We start from the raw sequence: 18350 nt of genomic DNA, 5'->3' as shown, positions 1-18350 counted from the left end.
GGACACGATCACCACCACATTTGGTGGGACGAATAAATCGAAAGGATCTCAGCATGGCCACCGTCAAGGTCGACAAGAGCAATTTCCAGGCCGACGTGCTCAACGCCAAGGAGCCGGTCGTGGTCGATTTCTGGGCGGAATGGTGCGGCCCGTGCAAGATGATCGCCCCGGCGCTCGAGGACATCGCCATCGAACTCGGCAGCAAGATAAAGATCGCCAAGCTCAACATCGACGAGAATCCTGAGCTGGCCGCGCAGTTCGGCGTGCGCTCGATCCCGACGCTGATGATCTTCAAGGGCGGCGAAGTCGCCGACATGAAGGTCGGTGCTGCGCCGAAAACGGCATTGTCGCACTGGATCAACGGCAGCCTCGCCTGATCCGATCAAAATTTTGCAGAAAAGCCCGGCCTCGCGCCGGGCCTTCTTTTGCTGGCGTCATTGGTGGGCCGCTCTGGCACTCGCGGCTTGCCGCCCGGTATTCTTCTCTTCTGAATTCAAAGGAGAAGCGATATGACCGGATCCGCCAAGGCCACCGTCTTCATCGACAATGAGCGCGTCATCGTCACCGAATACCGCTTCGCCCCGGGCGACAACACCGGCTGGCACCGCCATGGCCACGACTATGTGATCGTGCCGTTGACCGACGGCAAGGTGAAGCTCCTGACCAAGGATGGCGAATCCTTTGCCGAGATGAAGAAGGGCGCCCCGTATTTCCGCAACGAGGGCGTCGAACATGACGTCATCAGTGCAAACGATGGCGAATTCGCCTTCATCGAGGTCGAGCTGAAGTAGTCCACCAATCATCGGCTGCGCCGCTACAATTGTCCCGGCGAGGCGCGATCACCAATCCGCGACACGATCGCCGCCGACGAATTGTGCGCTTTTTTCAGTGTATTCGAACAGTTCTATCCTCACGCCGTTGGGGTCGCGGATCCAAGCCTGGTAGGTGTCATCGCACGCGCGTTTCTTGGAAGTGACATCAACCCCCTTTGACCTCAGATGGGCGATCGCGGCGTCGATGTTTTCCACTTCGAGGCAGAAGTGGTTGATCTGGTTCAAGTCGCCATAGCTGGCGTCGTCTTTCTGGAACACCTCGACATGGCTACGGCTGCCGCAATTGAGGTAGAAGCCAAAAATCTTCCCGTCGCGCAGGAAATTGAACTGGGTGTCCATGCCGAGGACGTCCCGATAGAAGCTTCGCGTCATCTCCAGGTCATTCGCGAAAATGCAAACGTGTGCGAGCTGCTTTACCTTGATCATGATTGGCTCCTCGCGGTGGTCTGACAAGTTTGGCGTCACCGTGGCCCGGCTGAAGCACGCCTCAAACCGGCGGCGTGCCGTTTTCGGCCAACACCGCGCCGGCCAGGTAAAGTGACCCGCCGATCAGGATGCGCGGCGGCGGTCCGTCCCACGTGTCGCGCAGCAGCATCAGCGCATTGGCGACGGAACTGACCGGTTCGGCCGACAGGCCGGCCTCGATGGCGCGGGTCGCCAGCTCGTCGTTCGGCACGCCCGCGTCGCTCAGGCTCACCGGCACGGTGTAGACATGCCGGACCAGCCCTTTGAAGGCGCGGAAATAGCCGCTCTGGTCCTTGGTGTTGATCATACCCGAGATCAGGAACAGCGGACGCGGGTTCTTTTCCTCCTGCTCGGCCAGCGCCTCGGCGACGACCACGCCAGCGCCGGGATTGTGGCCGCCGTCGAGCCAGATGTCGGCGCCCTTCGGCGCCAGTTCGCTCAGCCGTCCTTGCGGCAGCTTTTGCATGCGGCCCGGCCAGGCAACATTCGCCATCGCCTTCTCGGCAGCGCGGTGGCTGATCTCGAAGCCCGCCGCCTTGACCGCCGCGATCGCCGCCGCCGCATTGGCGAATTGATGGCGCCCCGGCAGGCGCGGCGGCGGCAGGTCCATCAATCCGTCTTCGTCCTGATAGACCATGCGCCCGTTTTCCTCATAGGCAAGGAAATCCTGGCCATAGACGAAGGCGGGGCAGTCGAGCCGCTCGGCGGTTTCGATGAGCACCTGCTGGGCCGTCTCGCTTTCCTGCGCGCCGATGACGACCGGGCATCCGCGCTTGATGATACCGGCCTTTTCGGCGGCGATCAGCTCGACGCGGTCGCCGAGATAGGCTTCGTGGTCGAGCGACACCGGCATGATCACCGACACGGCCGGCTCGGCGATGACATTGGTGGCGTCGAAGCGGCCGCCAAGGCCAACCTCGAGGATGACGGCATCGGCCGGATGTTCGGAAAACAGCAGGAAGGTGACGGCGGTGAGGATTTCGAAGACGGTGATCTTCTGGCCTTGATTGGCTTTGGCGACGCGGGCGATGGCTTCGGCGAAGACCTTGTCGTCCACCAGCCTGCCGCCGCCATCCGCGGCCAGCCGGTAGCGCTCGTGCCAGTTCACCAGATGTGGCGAGGTGTGGACGTGGACGCGGTAGCCGGCGGCTTCGAGCAGCGCCCGTGAAAAAGCAGCACAGGAGCCCTTGCCGTTGGTGCCGGCGATGTGGATGACCGGCGGCAGCTGGTCCTGCGGATTGCCGAGCCGCTCGAGCAGCCGCGAAATGCGGTCGAGCGAAAGGTCGAAGCCCTTCGGATGAAGCGCCATCAGGCTTTCGATTTCGCGGTCGGCGGCAAGCGTGGTCATGGCGAATCCTAGGCGCGCCACGGACGGCGCGCAATCGCAGTTCGTGGCGAATGCGTCAGGCGTGCGGCCGGGCTTCGGCCGGAATCACCGACGGCGGCAAGATTTCCGGTTCCTGAGATTTTTGCTCCTCCGGCAGCTTGAGCAGCATTCTCAGTAGCCGTGCAATGGTCTGGCGCATCTCCAGCCGTGACACCACCATGTCGACCATGCCGTGTTCCATCAGATATTCGGCGCGCTGGAAGCCGTCAGGCAGCTTTTCCCTGATGGTCTGCTCGATGACGCGCGGGCCGGCAAAGCCGATCAGGGCGCCGGGCTCGGCAATATGCACGTCGCCCAGCATGGCATAGGAGGCGGTGACGCCGCCGGTCGTCGGGTTGGTCAGGACGACGATGTAGGGCAGGCCGGCCTCCTTCAGCCTGTCGACGCCGACCGTGGTCCGTGGCAACTGCATCAGCGACAGGATGCCTTCCTGCATACGGGCGCCGCCGGAGGCCGCAAACAGGATCAGCGGCCGCTTGCGCTGCAAGGCGACCTCGAAACCATGCACGATGGCGTCACCTGCCGCCATGCCGAGCGAGCCGCCCATGAAGGCAAAATCCTGCACCGTCACCATCACCGGCACGCCCTCGACCGTGCCCAGCGCATTGATGATGGCGTCTTCCATGCCGGTCTTGGCCTTGGCATCCCTCAGCCGGTCTGCGTAGCGCTTCTCGTCGCGGAACTTGAGCGGATCCTGAACGACCTTGGGGTTTTCCAGCGTCTCGTATTTGCCGTCGTCGAGGAAGAATTTCAGCCGTTCCTTGGCTGATATCTTCATATGGTGGCCGGAGGACGGGATGACGAACTGGTTCTGCTCCAGATCCTTATGGAACACCATTTCGCCGGTCTCGGGATCCTTGATCCACAGGTTTTCCGGCATGTCGGTGCGGCGGCCGAGCATCGAATTGATCTTCGGACGGACGTAATTGGTGATCCAGTTCATCGCTTCGGCTCCTGTCCTTACGAAGAGTTAGACCATGATCCCGAAAAGTGGAAATCGGTTTTCGCTGGAGATCATGGCCAACCAGAAGATCAAGATTATTCGGCGGCAGCAAGGCGAGCCGCCCGAACCCCTTGCGAAAGCCCGCTGACCAGCGTGGCGACGGCCTCGGCCGGATCGGCGGTCTTTTCGCCCTTCGGCCCCAGCACGTTGGCGACTGCATTGACAATCGCGGTGCCTACAACGACGCCGTCGGCCGACGCGCCGATGGTGCGCGCCTGCTCGGCGGTCTTGACGCCGAAGCCGACACAGACCGGCAGGTCGGTATGGCTCTTGATGCGCTTGACCGCTGCCGCCACCTTGCCGGTGTCGGCCAGCGCCGAACCGGTGATGCCGGTCATCGAGACGTAGTAGACGAAACCCGACGTGTTCTGCAGCACCTTGGGCAGGCGCTTGTCGTCGGTGGTCGGCGTCGCCAGCCGGATGAAATTGATGCCGGCCTTGAGTGCCGGGATGCAAAGCTCCTCGTCCATCTCAGGCGGCAGGTCGACGACGATCAGCCCGTCTATGCCGCTGGCCAGCGCGTCGCTCAGGAAGCGCTCGACGCCGTAGATGTAGATCGGATTGTAATAGCCCATCAAGACGATCGGCGTTTCACTGTCGCCGGCGCGGAATTCCGAGGCCATCTTCAGCGTCTTGACCAAGGTCTGGCCGCCCTTCAGCGCCCGCAGGCCGGCCGCCTGGATCGCCGGGCCGTCGGCCATTGGATCGGAAAACGGCATGCCTAACTCGATGATGTCGCTGCCGGCGCGGGGCAGCGCCTTCATGATCGACAGGGACGTGTCGTAGTCCGGATCGCCGCCCATGAAATAGGTGACGAGTGCCGGTCGCCCCTCGGCCTTCAGCTTTGCCATGCGGCGGTCGATACGGGTGGCCATGATCAGATCTCCATGCCCAGCATATTGGCCACCGTATGCACGTCCTTGTCGCCGCGGCCGGACAGGTTGACGATGACGATCTGGTCCTTGTCCATGTCAGGCACGATCTTCACCGCCTGTGCGATGGCATGGGCCGATTCAAGCGCCGGAATGATGCCCTCGACGCGTGTCGTCAACTGGAACGCCTCCAGCGCCTCGCTGTCGAGGATCGGCACATAGTCGACGCGGCCGGAATCGCGCAGCCATGAGTGCTCGGGACCGACGCCCGGATAGTCGAGGCCCGCCGAGATCGAGTGACCGTCCATGATCTGGCCGTCGGCGTTCTGCAGAAGGTAGGTACGGTTGCCATGCAGCACGCCGGGCGCGCCGGCACTCATCGAGGCGCAATGCTCGATGCCGTCGAGCCCGCGGCCGCCGGCTTCGACGCCGATGATGCGCACCTCACTGTCGTCGAGGAAGGGATGGAACAGGCCGATAGCGTTGGAACCGCCGCCGACACAAGCGATGATGGTGTCCGGCAGCCGGCCTTCCTGCTCGAGGATCTGGGCGCGCGCCTCGGTGCCGATCACCGACTGGAAGTCGCGCACCAGCTCCGGATAGGGGTGCGGGCCGGCGGCGGTGCCGATCAGATAATAGGTATCCTCGACATTGGTCACCCAGTCGCGCAGGGCCTCGTTCATGGCGTCCTTCAGCGTCCCGTGGCCGGCCGTCACCGGCCGCACCTCGGCGCCCAGAAGCTTCATGCGAAATACGTTGGGGCTTTGCCGGGCGACATCGGTCGCGCCCATATAGACGATACAAGGAAGCCCGAAGCGCGCCGCGACCGTGGCGGAAGCGACGCCATGCTGGCCGGCACCGGTCTCTGCGATGATCCTCGTCTTGCCCATGCGCTTGGCGAGCAGGATCTGGCCGAGGCAGTTGTTGATCTTGTGCGAGCCGGTGTGGTTCAGGTCCTCGCGCTTGAAATAGACCTTTGCGCCGCCGCCTAGGCCCTTCGCCGAGGACACCTCACGAAGATGCCTGGTCAGGCCTTCGGCGAAATAGAGCTTCGACGGCCGCCCGGCGTAATGCGTCGAGAGATCGGTCAGTTCGGCCTTGAAATCCGGGTCGTTCTTGACCTCGTTCCAGTGCCGCTCCAGCTCAAGGATCAGCGGCATCAGCGTTTCGGCAACGAAACGACCGCCAAAAATGCCGAACATGCCCTGCTCGTCGGGGCCGGTGCGGAAGGAATTCGGTATCGCCGGCTTGTCCATCGCCGATCTCCTGGTCTGTGGTTTGAAGCGTGGTCAGGCGGCGCGGTTGTCGCGTGCTGCCCCGACGGCGCGGAAAAATTGTTCGATCAGCGCCGGTTCCTTGACGCCCGGCGCGCTCTCCACGCCCGAGGAAACATCTATTCCGGGCGGGTTCGCCAGCCGAAAGGCGTCGCCGATATTGCCGGCATTGAGCCCTCCGGAAAGCATGTAATCGACGCCGGCGTCAAGGCCAGCCAGAATGCGCCAGTCGAAGGCAAGACCGTTGCCGCCCGGCAATTCCGAACCCTTAGGCGGCTTGGCATCGAACAGGAAGCGGTCGGCAATGCCGATGAAGGGCTTGACTCGCCCGAGATCGGCGGCCTCGCTGACCGGCAGCGCCTTCATCACCGGCAAGCCGTAGCGGGCCTTCACCTCGGCCACCCGCTCGGGAGGCTCGGCGCCGTGAAGCTGCAGCATATCGGGCTGCATCTTTTCGACGATGTCATCCAGGAACGCATCGCTGGCGTCGACCGTCACGGCAACCGCCTTGGCCTTGCCGCGCGCCGCTTCGCGCAGGCGGCCGGCTTCCGCCGGCTCGACATAGCGCGGGCTTTTGGCAAAGAAAATGAAGCCGACATGGCTGGCGCCGCCGGCCAATGCCGCAGCCAGTGCCTTGTCGGTCTTCAACCCGCATATCTTGATGTCCAGCGCCATGGCGCGGGATTGGCATGAAACGGCCAAAGAGTCGAGAAAAAGCATCCTGTTTGCCGCCAGCGCGGAACGCGCTACCTTGCTAATGTAAGAGCGGAACGCGCTACCTTGCTAATATAAGCGCAACGCTACTTGCTCAGGCACAGAGGCGGGAGAACAAAGATCATGTCGGAAAAGACCGTCGCGGAACTCAGGCAAAAGCTGGCGCAGGCCCATGAGGTCATCGCTCATTTGATGGACAAGGCAGCCTTCAACGGCGCCGAGGCGCACCGGGCGCTGGCTTATTTCAGCAACGAGACCTTCGAGAAGGATTTCCTGCCCTGGCCGCGCCATGTCGATGAGGGGTTGCGGCCGGAGGAGTTGAACGCGGCCAATGACGATTGATCGGCAGTGCAGAATCTATTGAGGCCGGCGCGAAGGATCGCTACAGTTTCCATTTCGTTCCCCTACAAGCATCCTACTCGAACGCGATCGCCTGCAGCGCGCCGCCATTGCGCTTGAGCCAGTCCTTGCAGCGCTCGGTATCCGGGCAAAGCTGCTCGCATAGTTTCCAGAATTTCGGGCCGTGGTTCATCTCCTTGAGATGCGCCACCTCATGCGCGACGAGGTAGTTTATCACCGGCCGCGGCGCCATCATGATGCGCCAGGAAAACGACAGATTGCCGTCCGACGTGCACGATCCCCAGCGGCTCGACGTATCCTTGAAGCGGATCGCCTTGGCGCGCTTGCCGACCGCAGCACTGTGCTTGGTCACCAGCGCTTCGATCTCGCGCTTGGCTTCGCGCTTCAGGAAATCGGCGATGCGGCGCGGCAGATGCACGCGTTCGCCATGCACGATCATCAGCGGCCCGCGCTCGTCGCGCGACAGCGTGACGGTGCCGCGTTTCGACGGTTCATGGACGATGCGATGCGGCACGCCGCGCACCGGCACCTTGATGCCGGGACGCACCTGCGGCCGGTTGGGCACTTTGGCCAGCCTTTGCTCCAGCCAGTCCTGATGGCGGTCGAGAAATTTTTCCACCTCGCCGCGGCGCAGCCCCGGCGGCACGGTGATGCGCAGACCACGGCCGCCGGAATCGATGCGCAGCGTCAGGCGCCGCGCCCGGTCGTTCTCGACGATCTTGAGCGGCAGCGTGCGGCCGGCAACGCAATGCTCGCGCTCCACGACGGGCGTGGGCTTGGGTTTCGTCGGGGTGCGGAAGAAGCCGAAGGACATTCCGGGACGATACGTGATTCGAGGGAAACGACTAGAACAAAAAAGAAACGGCGCCGCTGACGCGACGCCGTTGGATTATCTATCTGGGCACGGGACCTTACTCGTCGAGCAGGCCTGGCGTGGAGTTGCCGCCGCGTTTGTTATTCGTCGTCGAGCCAGTTGACCCACCTGTCGTGGGCGACGTCGACTTGTTGCGGTTGGCCATGAAGCGATCGAACTCTTCCTGGTCCTTGGCGCGGCGCAATTCGCGGGCATATTCATCGAACTCGCTCAGCATCTCGTCGAGCTTGCGGCGTTCCTCGGCAAGCCGCTCGAGTTCCTTTTCGCGCCAGTCGTCGAAAGCGACGTTGCCGGTGCGTGCGGAGCCATGGCCCCAGCGCGCGGCCCTGTCGGAGCCGCGGCGGCAGCCGGCGAAGATGCCGTCGGTGGCGCGGTTGACGTCGCGCTTGAAGCCCTCGAGCCGATCGCCCCAGATGATGTAGGCGAGCATGGCGAAGCCGAGCGGCCAGAACACCATGAACCCGATCACCATCAACGCGATGGTCGCCGGCGTCCAGGCCGGACGGATCAATGCAGATGTGTTCATTTCTTCCAATCCTTCAGTTGGAGACAGCCAAATCCGGCTGCGTGGAATCGAAATGGGATGAAGAAAACGGCGATTCAAGACAGCAACCGCCAAAACCGGACAAGCGGCTGAAATGATTATCGCTTTTTGAGCATTTCAAGAAAAAGCACGACCAATCCGGCGATCAGGCCCCAGAACGCCGCACCGACGCCGAACAGCGTCAGCCCCGATGCGGTGACGGCGAAGGTGACGGTGGCGGCCATCCGCTCGTCCTCGTCTTTCAAGGCGATCGACAGTGCATTGGCGAGCGGCGCCATCAGCGCCAGGCCGGCGACCAGCGCGATCAGGCTCTGCGGCAATACGGCGAAGATCGCCACCAGCGAGGCGCCGAACAGGGCAAAGACGAGATAGGCCAACGCATAGAACGGCCCGGTCTTCCAGCGCTCGGCCGGATCGGGATGCACGTCGGGCCCGGTGCAGATCGCCGCCGAGATTGCCGCCAGATTGGTGGTCGAAGCGCCGAACGGCGCCGTCAGCAGCGAAAACAGGCCGGTGACGCCGATCAGCGGCCCGGGTTCGGGATGATAGCCGGCTGCCCTCAGCACGGCGAGGCCGGACAGGTTCTGCGAGGCCATGGTGACGAGGTAGAGCGGCAAGGCGAGGCCGATGATCGCAGTGGCGGTGAACTGCGGCATCACCAGCGTCAAGCTCGAGAGTTCCGGTGCCGGCAGACCGCCGACCCGGCCGGTGAGGAAGGCGGCGAGACCGCCGCCGATCAGCACCAGCAGCACCGACAGGGCCGGGTTGAACAGGCGGATGACGAAGAACGCCGCAACCAGCGGCAGGATCAGCCAGGGGTCGACGGGAACGGTTTTCACCGCATTGATGGCGAAGGTGACGACGATGCCGGCCAGCATTCCGGACGCGACGGACGCCGGTATTCTGGCGATCAGCTTGGTCAAGGGCCCGAACAGGCCTGTGGTGATCAGCAGGACCGCGGTGACGACGAAGGCACCAACCGCCTCACCCATCGAAAAGCCGGTCGACGCGGCGATCAGCGCCAAGCCTGGCGTCGACCAGGCGGTGATGACCGGCATTTTCGTACGCCAGGACAGCCACAGGCTCTCGATCGCCATCGCCAGGCAAAGCGCCGTCACCCAGCTTGCGGTCTCGACCTGCGTTGCGCCGACCGCCTTGGCGGCGGCAATGACGATGGCCAGCGTACCGCCGAAGCCGACGATCGCCGCCACGAAGGCGGACACCGGAATGGAAATGCGCATGTCTCTATCCCGCCTGCCGCACCATCGCGTCCACCGCCCGCACCAGCATGTCGAGATCCTGCGGCCGCGACAGGCGGTGGTCGCCGTCGGGAATGAGCGACAGCGTGACGTCGTCGGCCGGCAGCAGGCTGACCAGCTTCAGCGCATGGCTCGACGGCACGTCGGGATCGGCCAGCCCTTGCAGGATATGGACCGGACAGTGCGTGTCGATCGGCCCGGTCATCACCCGGTTGTTGCGGCCGTCCTCGATCAGTGCGCGCGTGTAGATGTACGGTTCGGCTGAATAGTCCGACGGCTCCTCGAAAAAGCCCTTTTTCCTGAGGTTGCGCTTCTGCGCCCCGGTCAGCACCGGCTCCACCAGTTCGAATGTGAAATCGGGCGCCGGCGCCAGCAGCACAAGGCCGGCGACGCTGTTCTCGCCCGCCTTGCGCAACTCCTGCACTATGCGCAGCGCGATCCAGGCGCCCATCGACGAACCGACCAGGATTTGCCTGCCCTGGGTGAAACGGCGGAAAACCGCCAGGCTCTCGCCCAGCCATTTCGAGATGGTGCCGTCGGCAAAGGCGCCGCCCGATTCGCCGTGACCGGAATAATCGTGGCGCAGGAAGGCGCGGCCTTCCCCGAGCGCCCATTCCGACAAGGTTTCGGCCTTGGTGCCCAGCATGTCGGATTTGTAGCCGCCAAGCCAGACGATGCCGGGCTCGGCACCTGCCGCATGCCTGACGGCGATGCTCGTCCCGTCGACGTCCAGGAAGATCGGGGTGGTGCTCATGGTGTATTCCCTCACGCCGGTCTTTTGGCACAGCAAGGCATTCAACGAAAAGTGCTCCGCCACTTTCTTCGCTTGGTGCAGAGGAGCATTCCATCGAGCAGGTGATTTCCTGAGAATGCTGTGCTATTGACTCCGACCGCGCGCTCACCACATTGCGCGTTCGCAATTCTGAACCGAAGAACCCCTTAACGAAACGGCTCAAGGAGACCACGACCATTCGCAGACCTTTCAAAGCAGCGGCGCCCACCAAGGAAGGCCCGCGCTCCAACCGTGACATCCGGGTTCCCCGGGTCCAGCTAATCGACGCCGAAGGCCAGAACCGCGGCGATGTCTCCATCAACGACGCATTGCTGCTCGCCGAAGAGGCTGGGCTCGATCTGGTCGAGATATCGCCCAATGCAGTGCCGCCCGTCGTAAAGATCCTCGATCTCGGCAAGCTGAAATACGCCAACCAGAAGAAGGCGGCCGAGGCGCGCAAGAACCAGAAGGTCATCGAGATCAAGGAGATCAAGATGCGCCCGAACATCGACAGCCACGACTACGAGACCAAGATGAAGGCCGTCCGGCGCTTTTTCGAGGAAGGCGACAAGGTCAAGCTGACATTGCGCTTCCGCGGTCGCGAGATGGCGCATATGGAACTCGGCATGCAGCTTCTGAACAAGGTTCGCGAGGAAGTGGCGCCCATCGCCAAGGTCGAAGCCGAACCGAAGCTCGAAGGCCGCCAGATGATGATGGTGCTGGCGCCCCGCTAAAGCGCGTTGTGCGCTTTAGTTCTGTTTGTGCATGTCGTTGTCGCAAAACCGCTGCGCACTTTTGGGCGACGTGCATTAAATCCGCCTGAATCATGTTGCAAGGCGTCCCGGCGATCGGCGGGGCGCCTGTTTCTTGGCCAGACGCTGCGATCGCCGGCGAGAGCAAAGACGCTCTGGTTCCCTCGACGATCGGATTCCCGACATGGTCAATGACGTCAAGCATTCGGAAGCCAAATATGGGCTGGGCAGCTACCAGCACACGCGCAGGATGGTGCTTGCCGTCGTCGTCGTCGTCCTTTTCGCGATGCTTTTGTTCGGGCAGTCGGTTTTTCCGCCCGATACGCCTGTGCATGAAACGATCGAAATGGTCGGCGTCCTGCTGATCTTTCTCGGCGTTGTCGGACGCTTGTGGTCGACGCTCTATATTGGTGGACGCAAATCCTCCGAAGTGGTGACCGGCGGACCCTATTCGATCACCCGCAACCCGCTCTATGTCTTCTCTACTTTAGCTGCCGCCGGTGTCGGCGCACAGATCGGCTCCATCACCGCCACGATCGGCTTTGGAGCGCTCTGCGCGGGTGCATTTTACATCGTTATCCTGCGCGAGGAGAAATTCCTCAGGCAGGTTCTTGGCGCGCCATACCAGGCCTACCTGTTGAAAGTGCCGCGCTTCTTCCCGAAACTGTCGCTGTATCAGGAAGGCGACACCGGCGGCTTCAAGCCGCGCCTGCTGCGAACCACGCTGCTCGACGGTCTGGTCTTCCTGGTTGCCTTGCCGGCTTTCGAACTGATCGACGGCGCCCAGCAGTCCGGCATATTGCCGGTGCTGTTCCGTTTCCCCTGAGTACGGTGTTGCTGAGTACAGTGTTGCTGGGCACGGGGTGTTGCGCGCGCCCCCGCTTTGACGTATAGGACCGCCGTTCCCAAAAAACCGCCCGGCAGGGCATGCCGTGGCGGTTTCATTTGCTTTTCGGGCTTTGGTCGGCCTGAAGCGAACAAAAAGCGCATTGGTGCGCATATAAACGGAGTAGCAAAATGCCCAAGATGAAGACCAAATCGGCCGCCAAGAAGCGGTTCAAGATCACAGGTACGGGTAAAGTTCTGTCGGCTGCAGCCGGCAAGCGTCACGGCATGATCAAGCGGTCCAACAAGTTCATTCGAAATGCCCGCGGCACGATGGTTCTGGCTGAACCGGATGGCAAGAAGGTCATCAAGAATTTTCTGCCGAACGGCCTCTGAGCATTCGGTCTGGACAGCGTTAAGGAGATCATGACATGGCACGCGTAAAGAGAGGCGTCACCTCGCACGCCAAGCACAAGAAGGTCCTGAAAGCCGCCAAGGGTTTTTACGGCCGTCGCAAGAACACCATCCGCATCGCCAAGCAGGCGGTGGAAAAGTCGCTGCAGTACGCCTATCGCGACCGCAAGAACCGCAAGCGCTCGTTCCGCGCGCTGTGGATCCAGCGCATCAATGCGGCGACGCATGAGCATGGCCTGACCTATGGCCGTTTCATCGACGGTCTCAACAAGGCCGGAATCGAGATCGATCGCAAGATCCTGTCGGACATGGCCATCCACGAGCCGCAGGCCTTCGCCGCACTCGTGGCCAAGGCCAAGGTCGCGCTCGAATACCTGAAGAATACCACGCCGAATGCTTTTGAAAGCGCTGTCGCTTAAGACCAGCGCTTCCCAAGCTATTCGATACTTGATTTGGGAAACCCGCGCTGGCAGGGCTGGCGCGGGTTTTTCTTTGCTTCCAATCGGATCTGGAACATGAGTGACATGGAAACTCTCGAAAATTCCCTGATGGCCGAGATTGCCTCGGCCGCCGACGAGCAGGCGATCGAGGCGGTGCGTGTCTCTGCCCTTGGCAAGAAGGGCTCGGTTTCCGAGATGCTGAAGACACTCGGCTCGATGAGCGCCGAGGAGCGACAGGTCAAAGGCCCGGCAATCAACGGCCTCAAGAACCGCGTCACCGAGGCACTTTCGGCGCGCCGCGCCGAGCTGAAAGATGTGGCGATCACAGCACGGCTTGCCGCAGAGAAGGTCGACGTCAGCTTGCCGGTCAGGCAATCGCCGGCCGAGCGCGGCCGCATCCATCCGATCAGCCAGGTTATCGACGAGATCGCGGCGATTTTCGGCGATCTCGGCTTTGCCATCGCCGAAGGTCCGGACATCGAGACCGACTATTACAATTTCACCTCGCTGAACTTCCCGGAAGGCCACCCGGCGCGCGAGATGCACGACACGTTCTTCTTCCAGCCGGACGAGCAGGGGGAGCGCAAGCTTTTGCGCACCCACACCTCGCCGGTGCAGATCCGCACCATGGAGATGCAGAAGCCGCCGATCCGCATCGTCATCCCTGGCAAGACCTACCGGCAGGATTCCGATGCCACCCACTCGCCGATGTTCCATCAGGTCGAGGGGCTGGTGATCGACAAATCGGCCAACGTCGCCAATATGAAATGGGTGCTGGAGGAGTTCTGCAAGGCCTTCTTCGAGGTGCCGAGCGTCAAGATGCGCTTCCGGCCGTCTTTCTTCCCGTTTACCGAGCCCAGCCTCGAGGTAGACATCCAGTGCGACCGTTCGCGGCCCGGCGAGGTGCGCTTCGGCGAAGGCTCCGACTGGATGGAGATTCTCGGCTGCGGCATGGTGCACCCCAATGTGCTCCGTTACGGTGGCCTCGATCCTGACGAATACCAGGGCTTCGCCTGGGGCATGGGCATCGACCGTATCGCCATGCTGAAATACGGCATGCCGGATCTGCGCGCCTTCTTCGACGCCGATGTGCGCTGGCTGTCGCATTACGGTTTTAGGCCGCTTGACATGCCGACGCTGTTCGGGGGCTTGAGCGCGTGACGACTGGGCCGCAGCAAATCCGCGGGCAGCTTGCCTTCCTGCACATGTCCGACGCGCGGCCGCATAGCTTCAAGTGCAACGTGCCCAGACCAGACGGAACACATTCATGAAACTCACCCTCTCCTGGCTCAAGGATCATCTCGAGACAGACGCCTCGCTGGCGGAAATCGTCGAGCGTCTCACCTCGATCGGCCTCGAGGTCGAGCATGTCGACGACCGGGCGAGCCTGGCTCCCTTCGTCATCGCCAAGGTGGTGACGGCGGTCCAGCATCCCGACGCCGACCGGCTTCGCGTGCTGACCGTCGACACCGGCGACGGCAAGCCGCCGGTGCAGGTCGTGTGTGGAGCGCCGAACGCCCGCGCGGGCCTGATCGGCGCCTTTGCAGCACCGGGCACCTATATTCCCGGCATCGACGTGACGCTGACCGTCGGCAAGATCCGCGGCGTTGAAAGCCATGGCATGATGTGCTCCGAGCGCGAGCTCGAATTGTCCGAGGAGCATGACGGCATCATCGACCTTCCGGCCGATGCGCCGGTCGGTACCAGCTTCGCCGCCTATGCCCATCTCGACGACCCGCTGATCGAGATCAATCTGACGCCGAACCGGCCGGATGCGACCAGTGTCCATGGCATCGCCCGCGATCTGGCGGCGAGCGGGCTCGGCACGCTGAAGAGCGCGCCGATAGAGCCGATCCCCGGCACGGGCGAGACGCCGGTCAAGGTGACGATCGAAGCGCCGGAGCTCTGTCCCGGCTTTGCGCTGCGCCTGGTGCGCGGCGTCAAGAACGGACCGTCGCCGAAATGGCTGCAGCAAAGGCTTCTCGCCATCGGCTTGAGGCCGATCAGCGCGCTCGTCGATATCACCAATTACGTCACCTTCGACCGCGGTCGGCCGCTGCATGTCTTCGACGCTGCGAAGGTCACCGGCAATCTCGCCGTGCGCCGGGCGCGTGATGGCGAAAAGGTGCTGGCGCTCGACGGCCGCGAATACACGCTGACGCCGGAGATGTGCGTCATCGCCGACCAGGACGGCATCGAATCGATTGCCGGCATCATGGGCGGCGAGCATTCCGGCTGCAACGAGAACACCACCGACGTGCTGATCGAGTCGGCGCTTTGGGATCCGATCGCGACTGCCCGCACCGGCCGCACGCTCGGCATCATCACCGACGCGCGCTATCGGTTTGAGCGCGGCGTCGACCCGGAAATGATGGTTCCCGGCCTGGAGCTGGCAACGAAGCTGGTGCTCGATTTCTGCGGCGGTACGCCGGCGCAAACCGAAGTCGTCGGCTATGCCGGCCATCAGCCGAAGATCGTCTCGTTCCCATTGTCGGAAGTGAAGCGGCTGACCGGCATCGAAGTGCCGCGCTCGACAAGCCTCGACATTCTTGCCCGCCTCGGCTTCAGGCCGGAGGGCACGGGCGATGTCGTCAATGTGGCGGTCCCGTCCTGGCGGCCGGATGTCGACGGCAAGGCCGACCTGGTCGAGGAGGTCATGCGCATCCACGGCGTCGACAACATCGCGCCGCAGCCGCTCGGTTCGCACGATGCGGTCAACGCCAGGATCCTGACTGTGCTGCAGATCCGCACCCGCGCCGCCAAGCGGGCACTTGCCGTGCGCGGCATGATGGAGGCCGTCACCTGGTCGTTCATTCCGGCAAAACACGCCGAATTGTTCGGCGGCGGCCAGCAGGCGCTGAAGCTTGCCAACCCGATCGCCGCCGATATGTCGGACATGCGGCCGTCGCTGCTGCCGGGGCTGATCGCGGCAGCGCAACGCAATGCCGACAAGGGCATCGGCGATGTCGCGCTGTTCGAAGTTTCGGGCACCTATGAAGGCGACGGCGCCGACCAGCAGCGGCGTGTTGCCGCCGGTGTGCGGCGCGGCACCGCCAGGCTCGAAGGCTCCGGCCGCCATTGGGCCGGCAATGCCGGCGCCGTCGGCGTCTTCGATGCCAAGGCCGATGCGATCGCAGCACTCGAAGCCTGCGGCGCGCCGGTCGAGCGGCTGCAGATCGAGGCCGGCGGCCCGGCCTGGTATCATCCCGGCCGCTCCGGCACGATCAAGCTTGGGCCGAAGGTAATCCTTGGCACGTTTGGCGAGTTCCACCCGAAGACGCTGGAGGGGCTTGACGTCTCCGGCCCGCTTTGCGGCTTCGAAGTGTTCATCGATACCGTGCCCGAGCCGAAGGCCAAGCCGACGCGAACAAAGCCGAGACTGGATCTGTCCGCCTTCCAGGCGGTCAAGCGCGATTTCGCCTTCGTCGTCGACAAGGCGGTCGAAGCCGGCACACTCGTTCGCGCCGCCCTTGCCGCCGATCGAAAGCTGATTTCCGGCGTCTCGGTGTTCGATGTTTTCGAGGGTGCAGCGCTCGGCGCGGCGAAGAAATCGATCGCCATCGAAGTGTCGATCCAGCCGGTCGAAAAGACGCTGACCGACGAGGATTTCGAGGCGCTGGCCAAGCGCATCGTCGATAATGTCGGCAAGCAGACCGGCGGCGTGCTGCGGACGTAAGGGGATGCTCTGATGGACCACAAGCTCTCCATCAACTGGCTGGCAACGCATATCGGGACTGTCAATGGGTTCCTGGACGACCAGGAATGCGCCGATCTGATCGCCGACAGCGAACGGCGTGGTTTTGAGGCAGCCAAGGTAAACAGCGCCGGCGGCGCGAGCGTGATGACGGAACTCCGCAACAACGACCGCGTCGTTTTTGATGACGAGGATCTTGCCGACCTGCTTTTTGCGCGGGCGCGGCCTCTGCTCTATCGTGGTCTCGGCGACTGGCGCTTGACCGGGCTGAATGAGCGTTTCCGTTTCTATCGCTATGGGCCGGGCCAGAAGTTCGATTGGCATCATGACGGCTATTTCGAGCGCCACGCCTTGGAGCGCAGTCAGTTCACGTTCATGATTTATCTATCAGATGGATTTGAAGGGGGAGGAACCTCGTTTCGTGGCGAGATGCCGGGCTATGCCGGTAGCAGTCTTCTGGTGAAGCCGAAGAAAGGAATGGCTCTGGCATTCTACCATCCGATCGAGCATCGCGGCGACGAGGTGCTGTCGGGGCGCAAGTACGTCATCCGAACGGACGTGATGTACAAGCGCCAATGAAACGCTGTCCGTTCTGCCGCTGAGCTAAATGCACCTGACCCCGCTGGAAGTGTTTTTCGTCAAGGAGTTCTGCCGTTCCGCCGGCGTTTCTCCTGACATGATGCGTGCGCTGAAAGTCAAAGAACGCAGCCGCGATCCTGTAGGATTCATGACCAGAGTCACTCCCTCATCGGTTCCCCCGGAATTGCGCTTTGAGAGTCGAGTGTTCAGTTCGCTTCGGGTAGCGTGCGTTGGACCTGACCAGCTTCTTTGCGGCATGGTGCTGTTCTTCGATGAGTTGAAGGAAAGCTAGAGGCGATCGAGGGCTTTGTGTACGGCGAAGAATGGCCGTCAATCGAGGAGCCAGTCTTCTGGTCCGAGACCGACCGAACAATGAGCCTTGGGCGGGAGGGAAACTAGCCTGCAGAAATGGGCGTCACGACGCCCTTTCCGATAATTGCACAATGGATGGCGCGCTGAGGACCTAGAGGGGTTGCCGGCAGGTGGCGAATCGCCGTCCAAAGGGCGATGGACCATTTGCGCTATTCAGGGCTGCCCTTCGAGGAACAGCGTGCAGCCTTTCTCGATATCGTCTCGGCCGATCCGCTGGTCAGTGAGACGCTGTCGCGGGTACGGGTGCTAGGCCTGCCGGACTGGCTGGTCGTCTCCGGCGCGCTTTACAACAGCGTCTGGAATCATCTGACCGGAAAGCCCTCGGGGTACGGCATCCGGGATGTCGACCTGTTTTATTTCGATGAGAGCGATCTGTCCTATGAAGCCGAGGACACGGTCATCCGCCGGGCGGCGAAGCAGTTCGAAGGGCTGAAGCTGCCGGTCGAGGTTCGCAATCAGGCACGGGTGCATCTGTGGTTTGAGGCGCGCTTTGGCGGTTCCTATCCCAGACTGTCGTCGTCCGCCGAGGCGCTGTCCTATTTCGCTTCGAAAACCCATGCGGTCGGCGTTAGATTCGGCACCGATGGGCAACTCGCGCTCGTGGCGCCGTTCGGGCTCGACGACATCTTCTCGTTTCGCGTTACCCCGAACCGTGCACTGGATAATCGGCAGACGCACGAGATGAAGGGCGCGCGTGCCAGGGAGAACTGGCCGGAGATCAGTGTCATGCCTTGGTAGGAAATGTCGGCGCGAGGCACCCCCCTCTGCCCTGCCGGGCATCTCCCCCTCAAGGGCAGGGGAATCGCATATGGCGATTTTGGGGTTGAGTTTAGGCTGAGAAAGGATTCTTTGGAGAGGCAGTTGAGCGAAGGAGCGACTGCCATTTCCTGCCTTGAGAGCTACTTTGGCGCGGTGCC

Annotated in this window: 22 protein-coding genes; 12 read left to right on the top strand and 10 right to left on the bottom strand. The window is 62.6% G+C overall.

What is annotated here, in order from left to right; genetic code table 11:
* Positions 1-53 precede the first annotated feature (53 nt).
* Positions 54-377, top strand: coding sequence for a thioredoxin (gene trxA, locus NKH90_RS12020; protein ID WP_023677558.1), 324 nt, complete (start codon positions 54-56; stop codon positions 375-377).
* Positions 378-509: 132 nt separating this feature from the next.
* Positions 510-791, top strand: a complete 282-nt coding sequence (locus tag NKH90_RS12015; RefSeq protein ID WP_023718287.1) for a cupin domain-containing protein — start codon at positions 510-512, stop codon at positions 789-791.
* A 48-nt stretch (positions 792-839) separates the two neighbouring features.
* On the opposite strand, the gene NKH90_RS12010 is transcribed toward NKH90_RS12015, so the two are convergent.
* The 6 genes from NKH90_RS12010 to NKH90_RS11985 form a co-directional block, all read right to left on the bottom strand.
* Positions 840-1259: a VOC family protein gene (locus NKH90_RS12010; RefSeq protein WP_352819526.1), complete on the bottom strand. Its 420-nt coding sequence runs from the start codon at positions 1257-1259 to the stop codon at positions 840-842.
* A 61-nt stretch (positions 1260-1320) separates the two neighbouring features.
* Positions 1321-2646 carry a bifunctional folylpolyglutamate synthase/dihydrofolate synthase gene (locus NKH90_RS12005; RefSeq protein ID WP_352472565.1) on the bottom strand — a complete coding sequence of 442 codons (1326 nt, stop codon included), beginning with the start codon at positions 2644-2646 and terminating at the stop codon, positions 1321-1323.
* Between the two features lie 55 nt (positions 2647-2701).
* The gene (gene accD, locus NKH90_RS12000; protein WP_352819525.1) at positions 2702-3628 is read right to left on the bottom strand and encodes an acetyl-CoA carboxylase, carboxyltransferase subunit beta; all 927 of its coding nucleotides are present in this window, start codon (positions 3626-3628) and stop codon (positions 2702-2704) included.
* A 95-nt stretch (positions 3629-3723) separates the two neighbouring features.
* Positions 3724-4563 carry a tryptophan synthase subunit alpha gene (trpA, locus tag NKH90_RS11995; RefSeq protein ID WP_352819524.1) on the bottom strand — a complete coding sequence of 280 codons (840 nt, stop codon included), beginning with the start codon at positions 4561-4563 and terminating at the stop codon, positions 3724-3726.
* Between the two features lie 2 nt (positions 4564-4565).
* The gene (trpB, locus tag NKH90_RS11990; RefSeq protein WP_352505958.1) at positions 4566-5816 is read right to left on the bottom strand and encodes a tryptophan synthase subunit beta; all 1251 of its coding nucleotides are present in this window, start codon (positions 5814-5816) and stop codon (positions 4566-4568) included.
* A gap of 33 nt (positions 5817-5849) precedes the next feature.
* On the bottom strand, positions 5850-6509 hold the full coding sequence (locus tag NKH90_RS11985) for a phosphoribosylanthranilate isomerase (protein WP_352616834.1): 660 nt from the start codon (positions 6507-6509) through the stop codon (positions 5850-5852).
* Positions 6510-6671: 162 nt separating this feature from the next.
* On the opposite strand from NKH90_RS11985, the gene NKH90_RS11980 reads away from it, so the two are divergent.
* Entirely contained in the window at positions 6672-6890 is a 219-nt protein-coding gene (locus NKH90_RS11980) for a hypothetical protein (RefSeq protein ID WP_352819523.1), read from the top strand.
* Between the two features lie 73 nt (positions 6891-6963).
* Here NKH90_RS11980 and NKH90_RS11975 read toward each other — a convergent pair whose 3' ends face one another.
* The 4 genes from NKH90_RS11975 to NKH90_RS11960 form a co-directional block, all read right to left on the bottom strand.
* Complete coding sequence (locus tag NKH90_RS11975; protein WP_352451640.1) at positions 6964-7722, bottom strand: M48 family metallopeptidase; 759 nt, start codon at positions 7720-7722, stop codon at positions 6964-6966.
* Between the two features lie 97 nt (positions 7723-7819).
* Positions 7820-8308 carry a DUF2852 domain-containing protein gene (locus NKH90_RS11970; protein WP_352616779.1) on the bottom strand — a complete coding sequence of 163 codons (489 nt, stop codon included), beginning with the start codon at positions 8306-8308 and terminating at the stop codon, positions 7820-7822.
* 116 nt (positions 8309-8424) lie between these two features.
* Entirely contained in the window at positions 8425-9567 is a 1143-nt protein-coding gene (locus tag NKH90_RS11965) for a benzoate/H(+) symporter BenE family transporter (protein WP_352819521.1), read from the bottom strand.
* A 4-nt stretch (positions 9568-9571) separates the two neighbouring features.
* Positions 9572-10339: an alpha/beta hydrolase gene (locus NKH90_RS11960; RefSeq protein WP_352819519.1), complete on the bottom strand. Its 768-nt coding sequence runs from the start codon at positions 10337-10339 to the stop codon at positions 9572-9574.
* A gap of 215 nt (positions 10340-10554) precedes the next feature.
* Between NKH90_RS11960 and infC the strand changes: the two genes are divergently transcribed.
* The 9 genes from infC (at position 10555) to NKH90_RS11915 (ending at position 18171) form a co-directional block, all read left to right on the top strand.
* Positions 10555-11091 (top strand): translation initiation factor IF-3, encoded by a 537-nt coding sequence (gene infC / locus NKH90_RS11955; RefSeq protein ID WP_023677573.1) that lies wholly within the window; start codon positions 10555-10557, stop codon positions 11089-11091.
* Between the two features lie 202 nt (positions 11092-11293).
* Entirely contained in the window at positions 11294-11935 is a 642-nt protein-coding gene (locus NKH90_RS11950; RefSeq protein ID WP_352451636.1) for a methyltransferase family protein, read from the top strand.
* A gap of 191 nt (positions 11936-12126) precedes the next feature.
* Entirely contained in the window at positions 12127-12330 is a 204-nt protein-coding gene (gene rpmI / locus NKH90_RS11945) for a 50S ribosomal protein L35 (protein WP_006201248.1), read from the top strand.
* A gap of 35 nt (positions 12331-12365) precedes the next feature.
* Entirely contained in the window at positions 12366-12767 is a 402-nt protein-coding gene (gene rplT, locus NKH90_RS11940; RefSeq protein WP_006201247.1) for a 50S ribosomal protein L20, read from the top strand.
* A 96-nt stretch (positions 12768-12863) separates the two neighbouring features.
* Positions 12864-13949, top strand: coding sequence for a phenylalanine--tRNA ligase subunit alpha (gene pheS, locus NKH90_RS11935; protein ID WP_352451635.1), 1086 nt, complete (start codon positions 12864-12866; stop codon positions 13947-13949).
* 106 nt (positions 13950-14055) lie between these two features.
* Positions 14056-16464, top strand: coding sequence for a phenylalanine--tRNA ligase subunit beta (gene pheT / locus NKH90_RS11930; RefSeq protein ID WP_352819518.1), 2409 nt, complete (start codon positions 14056-14058; stop codon positions 16462-16464).
* A gap of 12 nt (positions 16465-16476) precedes the next feature.
* On the top strand, positions 16477-17061 hold the full coding sequence (locus NKH90_RS11925) for a prolyl hydroxylase family protein (protein WP_352819516.1): 585 nt from the start codon (positions 16477-16479) through the stop codon (positions 17059-17061).
* 28 nt (positions 17062-17089) lie between these two features.
* Positions 17090-17353, top strand: coding sequence for a hypothetical protein (locus tag NKH90_RS11920; protein WP_352819514.1), 264 nt, complete (start codon positions 17090-17092; stop codon positions 17351-17353).
* A 215-nt stretch (positions 17354-17568) separates the two neighbouring features.
* The gene (locus NKH90_RS11915; RefSeq protein WP_352819512.1) at positions 17569-18171 is read left to right on the top strand and encodes a nucleotidyltransferase family protein; all 603 of its coding nucleotides are present in this window, start codon (positions 17569-17571) and stop codon (positions 18169-18171) included.
* Positions 18172-18350: the final 179 nt, after the last annotated feature.

Source organism: Mesorhizobium sp. M0898 (assembly GCF_040319695.1).
Classification (GTDB): domain Bacteria; phylum Pseudomonadota; class Alphaproteobacteria; order Rhizobiales; family Rhizobiaceae; genus Mesorhizobium.
The sequence above is the reverse complement of the archived record's forward strand: the minus strand, read 5'-3'. Positions and strand labels throughout refer to the sequence as shown.

Excerpts from the sequence above, each read along its gene's own strand:
- trpB (WP_352505958.1), bottom strand. The coding sequence starts at position 5,816 with ATGGACAAGCCGGCGATACCGAATTCCTTCCGCACCGGCCCCGACGAG.
- NKH90_RS11965 (WP_352819521.1), bottom strand. The coding sequence starts at position 9,567 with ATGCGCATTTCCATTCCGGTGTCCGCCTTCGTGGCGGCGATCGTCGGC.
- NKH90_RS11915 (WP_352819512.1), top strand. The coding sequence starts at position 17,569 with ATGGACCATTTGCGCTATTCAGGGCTGCCCTTCGAGGAACAGCGTGCA.
- trpA (WP_352819524.1), bottom strand. The coding sequence starts at position 4,563 with ATGGCCACCCGTATCGACCGCCGCATGGCAAAGCTGAAGGCCGAGGGG.
- NKH90_RS12005 (WP_352472565.1), bottom strand. The coding sequence starts at position 2,646 with ATGACCACGCTTGCCGCCGACCGCGAAATCGAAAGCCTGATGGCGCTT.
- NKH90_RS11970 (WP_352616779.1), bottom strand. The coding sequence starts at position 8,308 with ATGAACACATCTGCATTGATCCGTCCGGCCTGGACGCCGGCGACCATC.
- pheT (WP_352819518.1), top strand. The coding sequence starts at position 14,056 with ATGAAACTCACCCTCTCCTGGCTCAAGGATCATCTCGAGACAGACGCC.
- NKH90_RS12015 (WP_023718287.1), top strand. The coding sequence starts at position 510 with ATGACCGGATCCGCCAAGGCCACCGTCTTCATCGACAATGAGCGCGTC.
- rpmI (WP_006201248.1), top strand. The coding sequence starts at position 12,127 with ATGCCCAAGATGAAGACCAAATCGGCCGCCAAGAAGCGGTTCAAGATC.
- NKH90_RS11975 (WP_352451640.1), bottom strand. The coding sequence starts at position 7,722 with ATGTCCTTCGGCTTCTTCCGCACCCCGACGAAACCCAAGCCCACGCCC.
- NKH90_RS11960 (WP_352819519.1), bottom strand. The coding sequence starts at position 10,339 with ATGAGCACCACCCCGATCTTCCTGGACGTCGACGGGACGAGCATCGCC.
- NKH90_RS11980 (WP_352819523.1), top strand. The coding sequence starts at position 6,672 with ATGTCGGAAAAGACCGTCGCGGAACTCAGGCAAAAGCTGGCGCAGGCC.
- rplT (WP_006201247.1), top strand. The coding sequence starts at position 12,366 with ATGGCACGCGTAAAGAGAGGCGTCACCTCGCACGCCAAGCACAAGAAG.
- NKH90_RS11950 (WP_352451636.1), top strand. The coding sequence starts at position 11,294 with ATGGTCAATGACGTCAAGCATTCGGAAGCCAAATATGGGCTGGGCAGC.
- accD (WP_352819525.1), bottom strand. The coding sequence starts at position 3,628 with ATGAACTGGATCACCAATTACGTCCGTCCGAAGATCAATTCGATGCTC.
- trxA (WP_023677558.1), top strand. The coding sequence starts at position 54 with ATGGCCACCGTCAAGGTCGACAAGAGCAATTTCCAGGCCGACGTGCTC.
- NKH90_RS11920 (WP_352819514.1), top strand. The coding sequence starts at position 17,090 with ATGCACCTGACCCCGCTGGAAGTGTTTTTCGTCAAGGAGTTCTGCCGT.
- NKH90_RS11985 (WP_352616834.1), bottom strand. The coding sequence starts at position 6,509 with ATGGCGCTGGACATCAAGATATGCGGGTTGAAGACCGACAAGGCACTG.
- NKH90_RS11925 (WP_352819516.1), top strand. The coding sequence starts at position 16,477 with ATGGACCACAAGCTCTCCATCAACTGGCTGGCAACGCATATCGGGACT.
- NKH90_RS12010 (WP_352819526.1), bottom strand. The coding sequence starts at position 1,259 with ATGATCAAGGTAAAGCAGCTCGCACACGTTTGCATTTTCGCGAATGAC.
- pheS (WP_352451635.1), top strand. The coding sequence starts at position 12,864 with ATGAGTGACATGGAAACTCTCGAAAATTCCCTGATGGCCGAGATTGCC.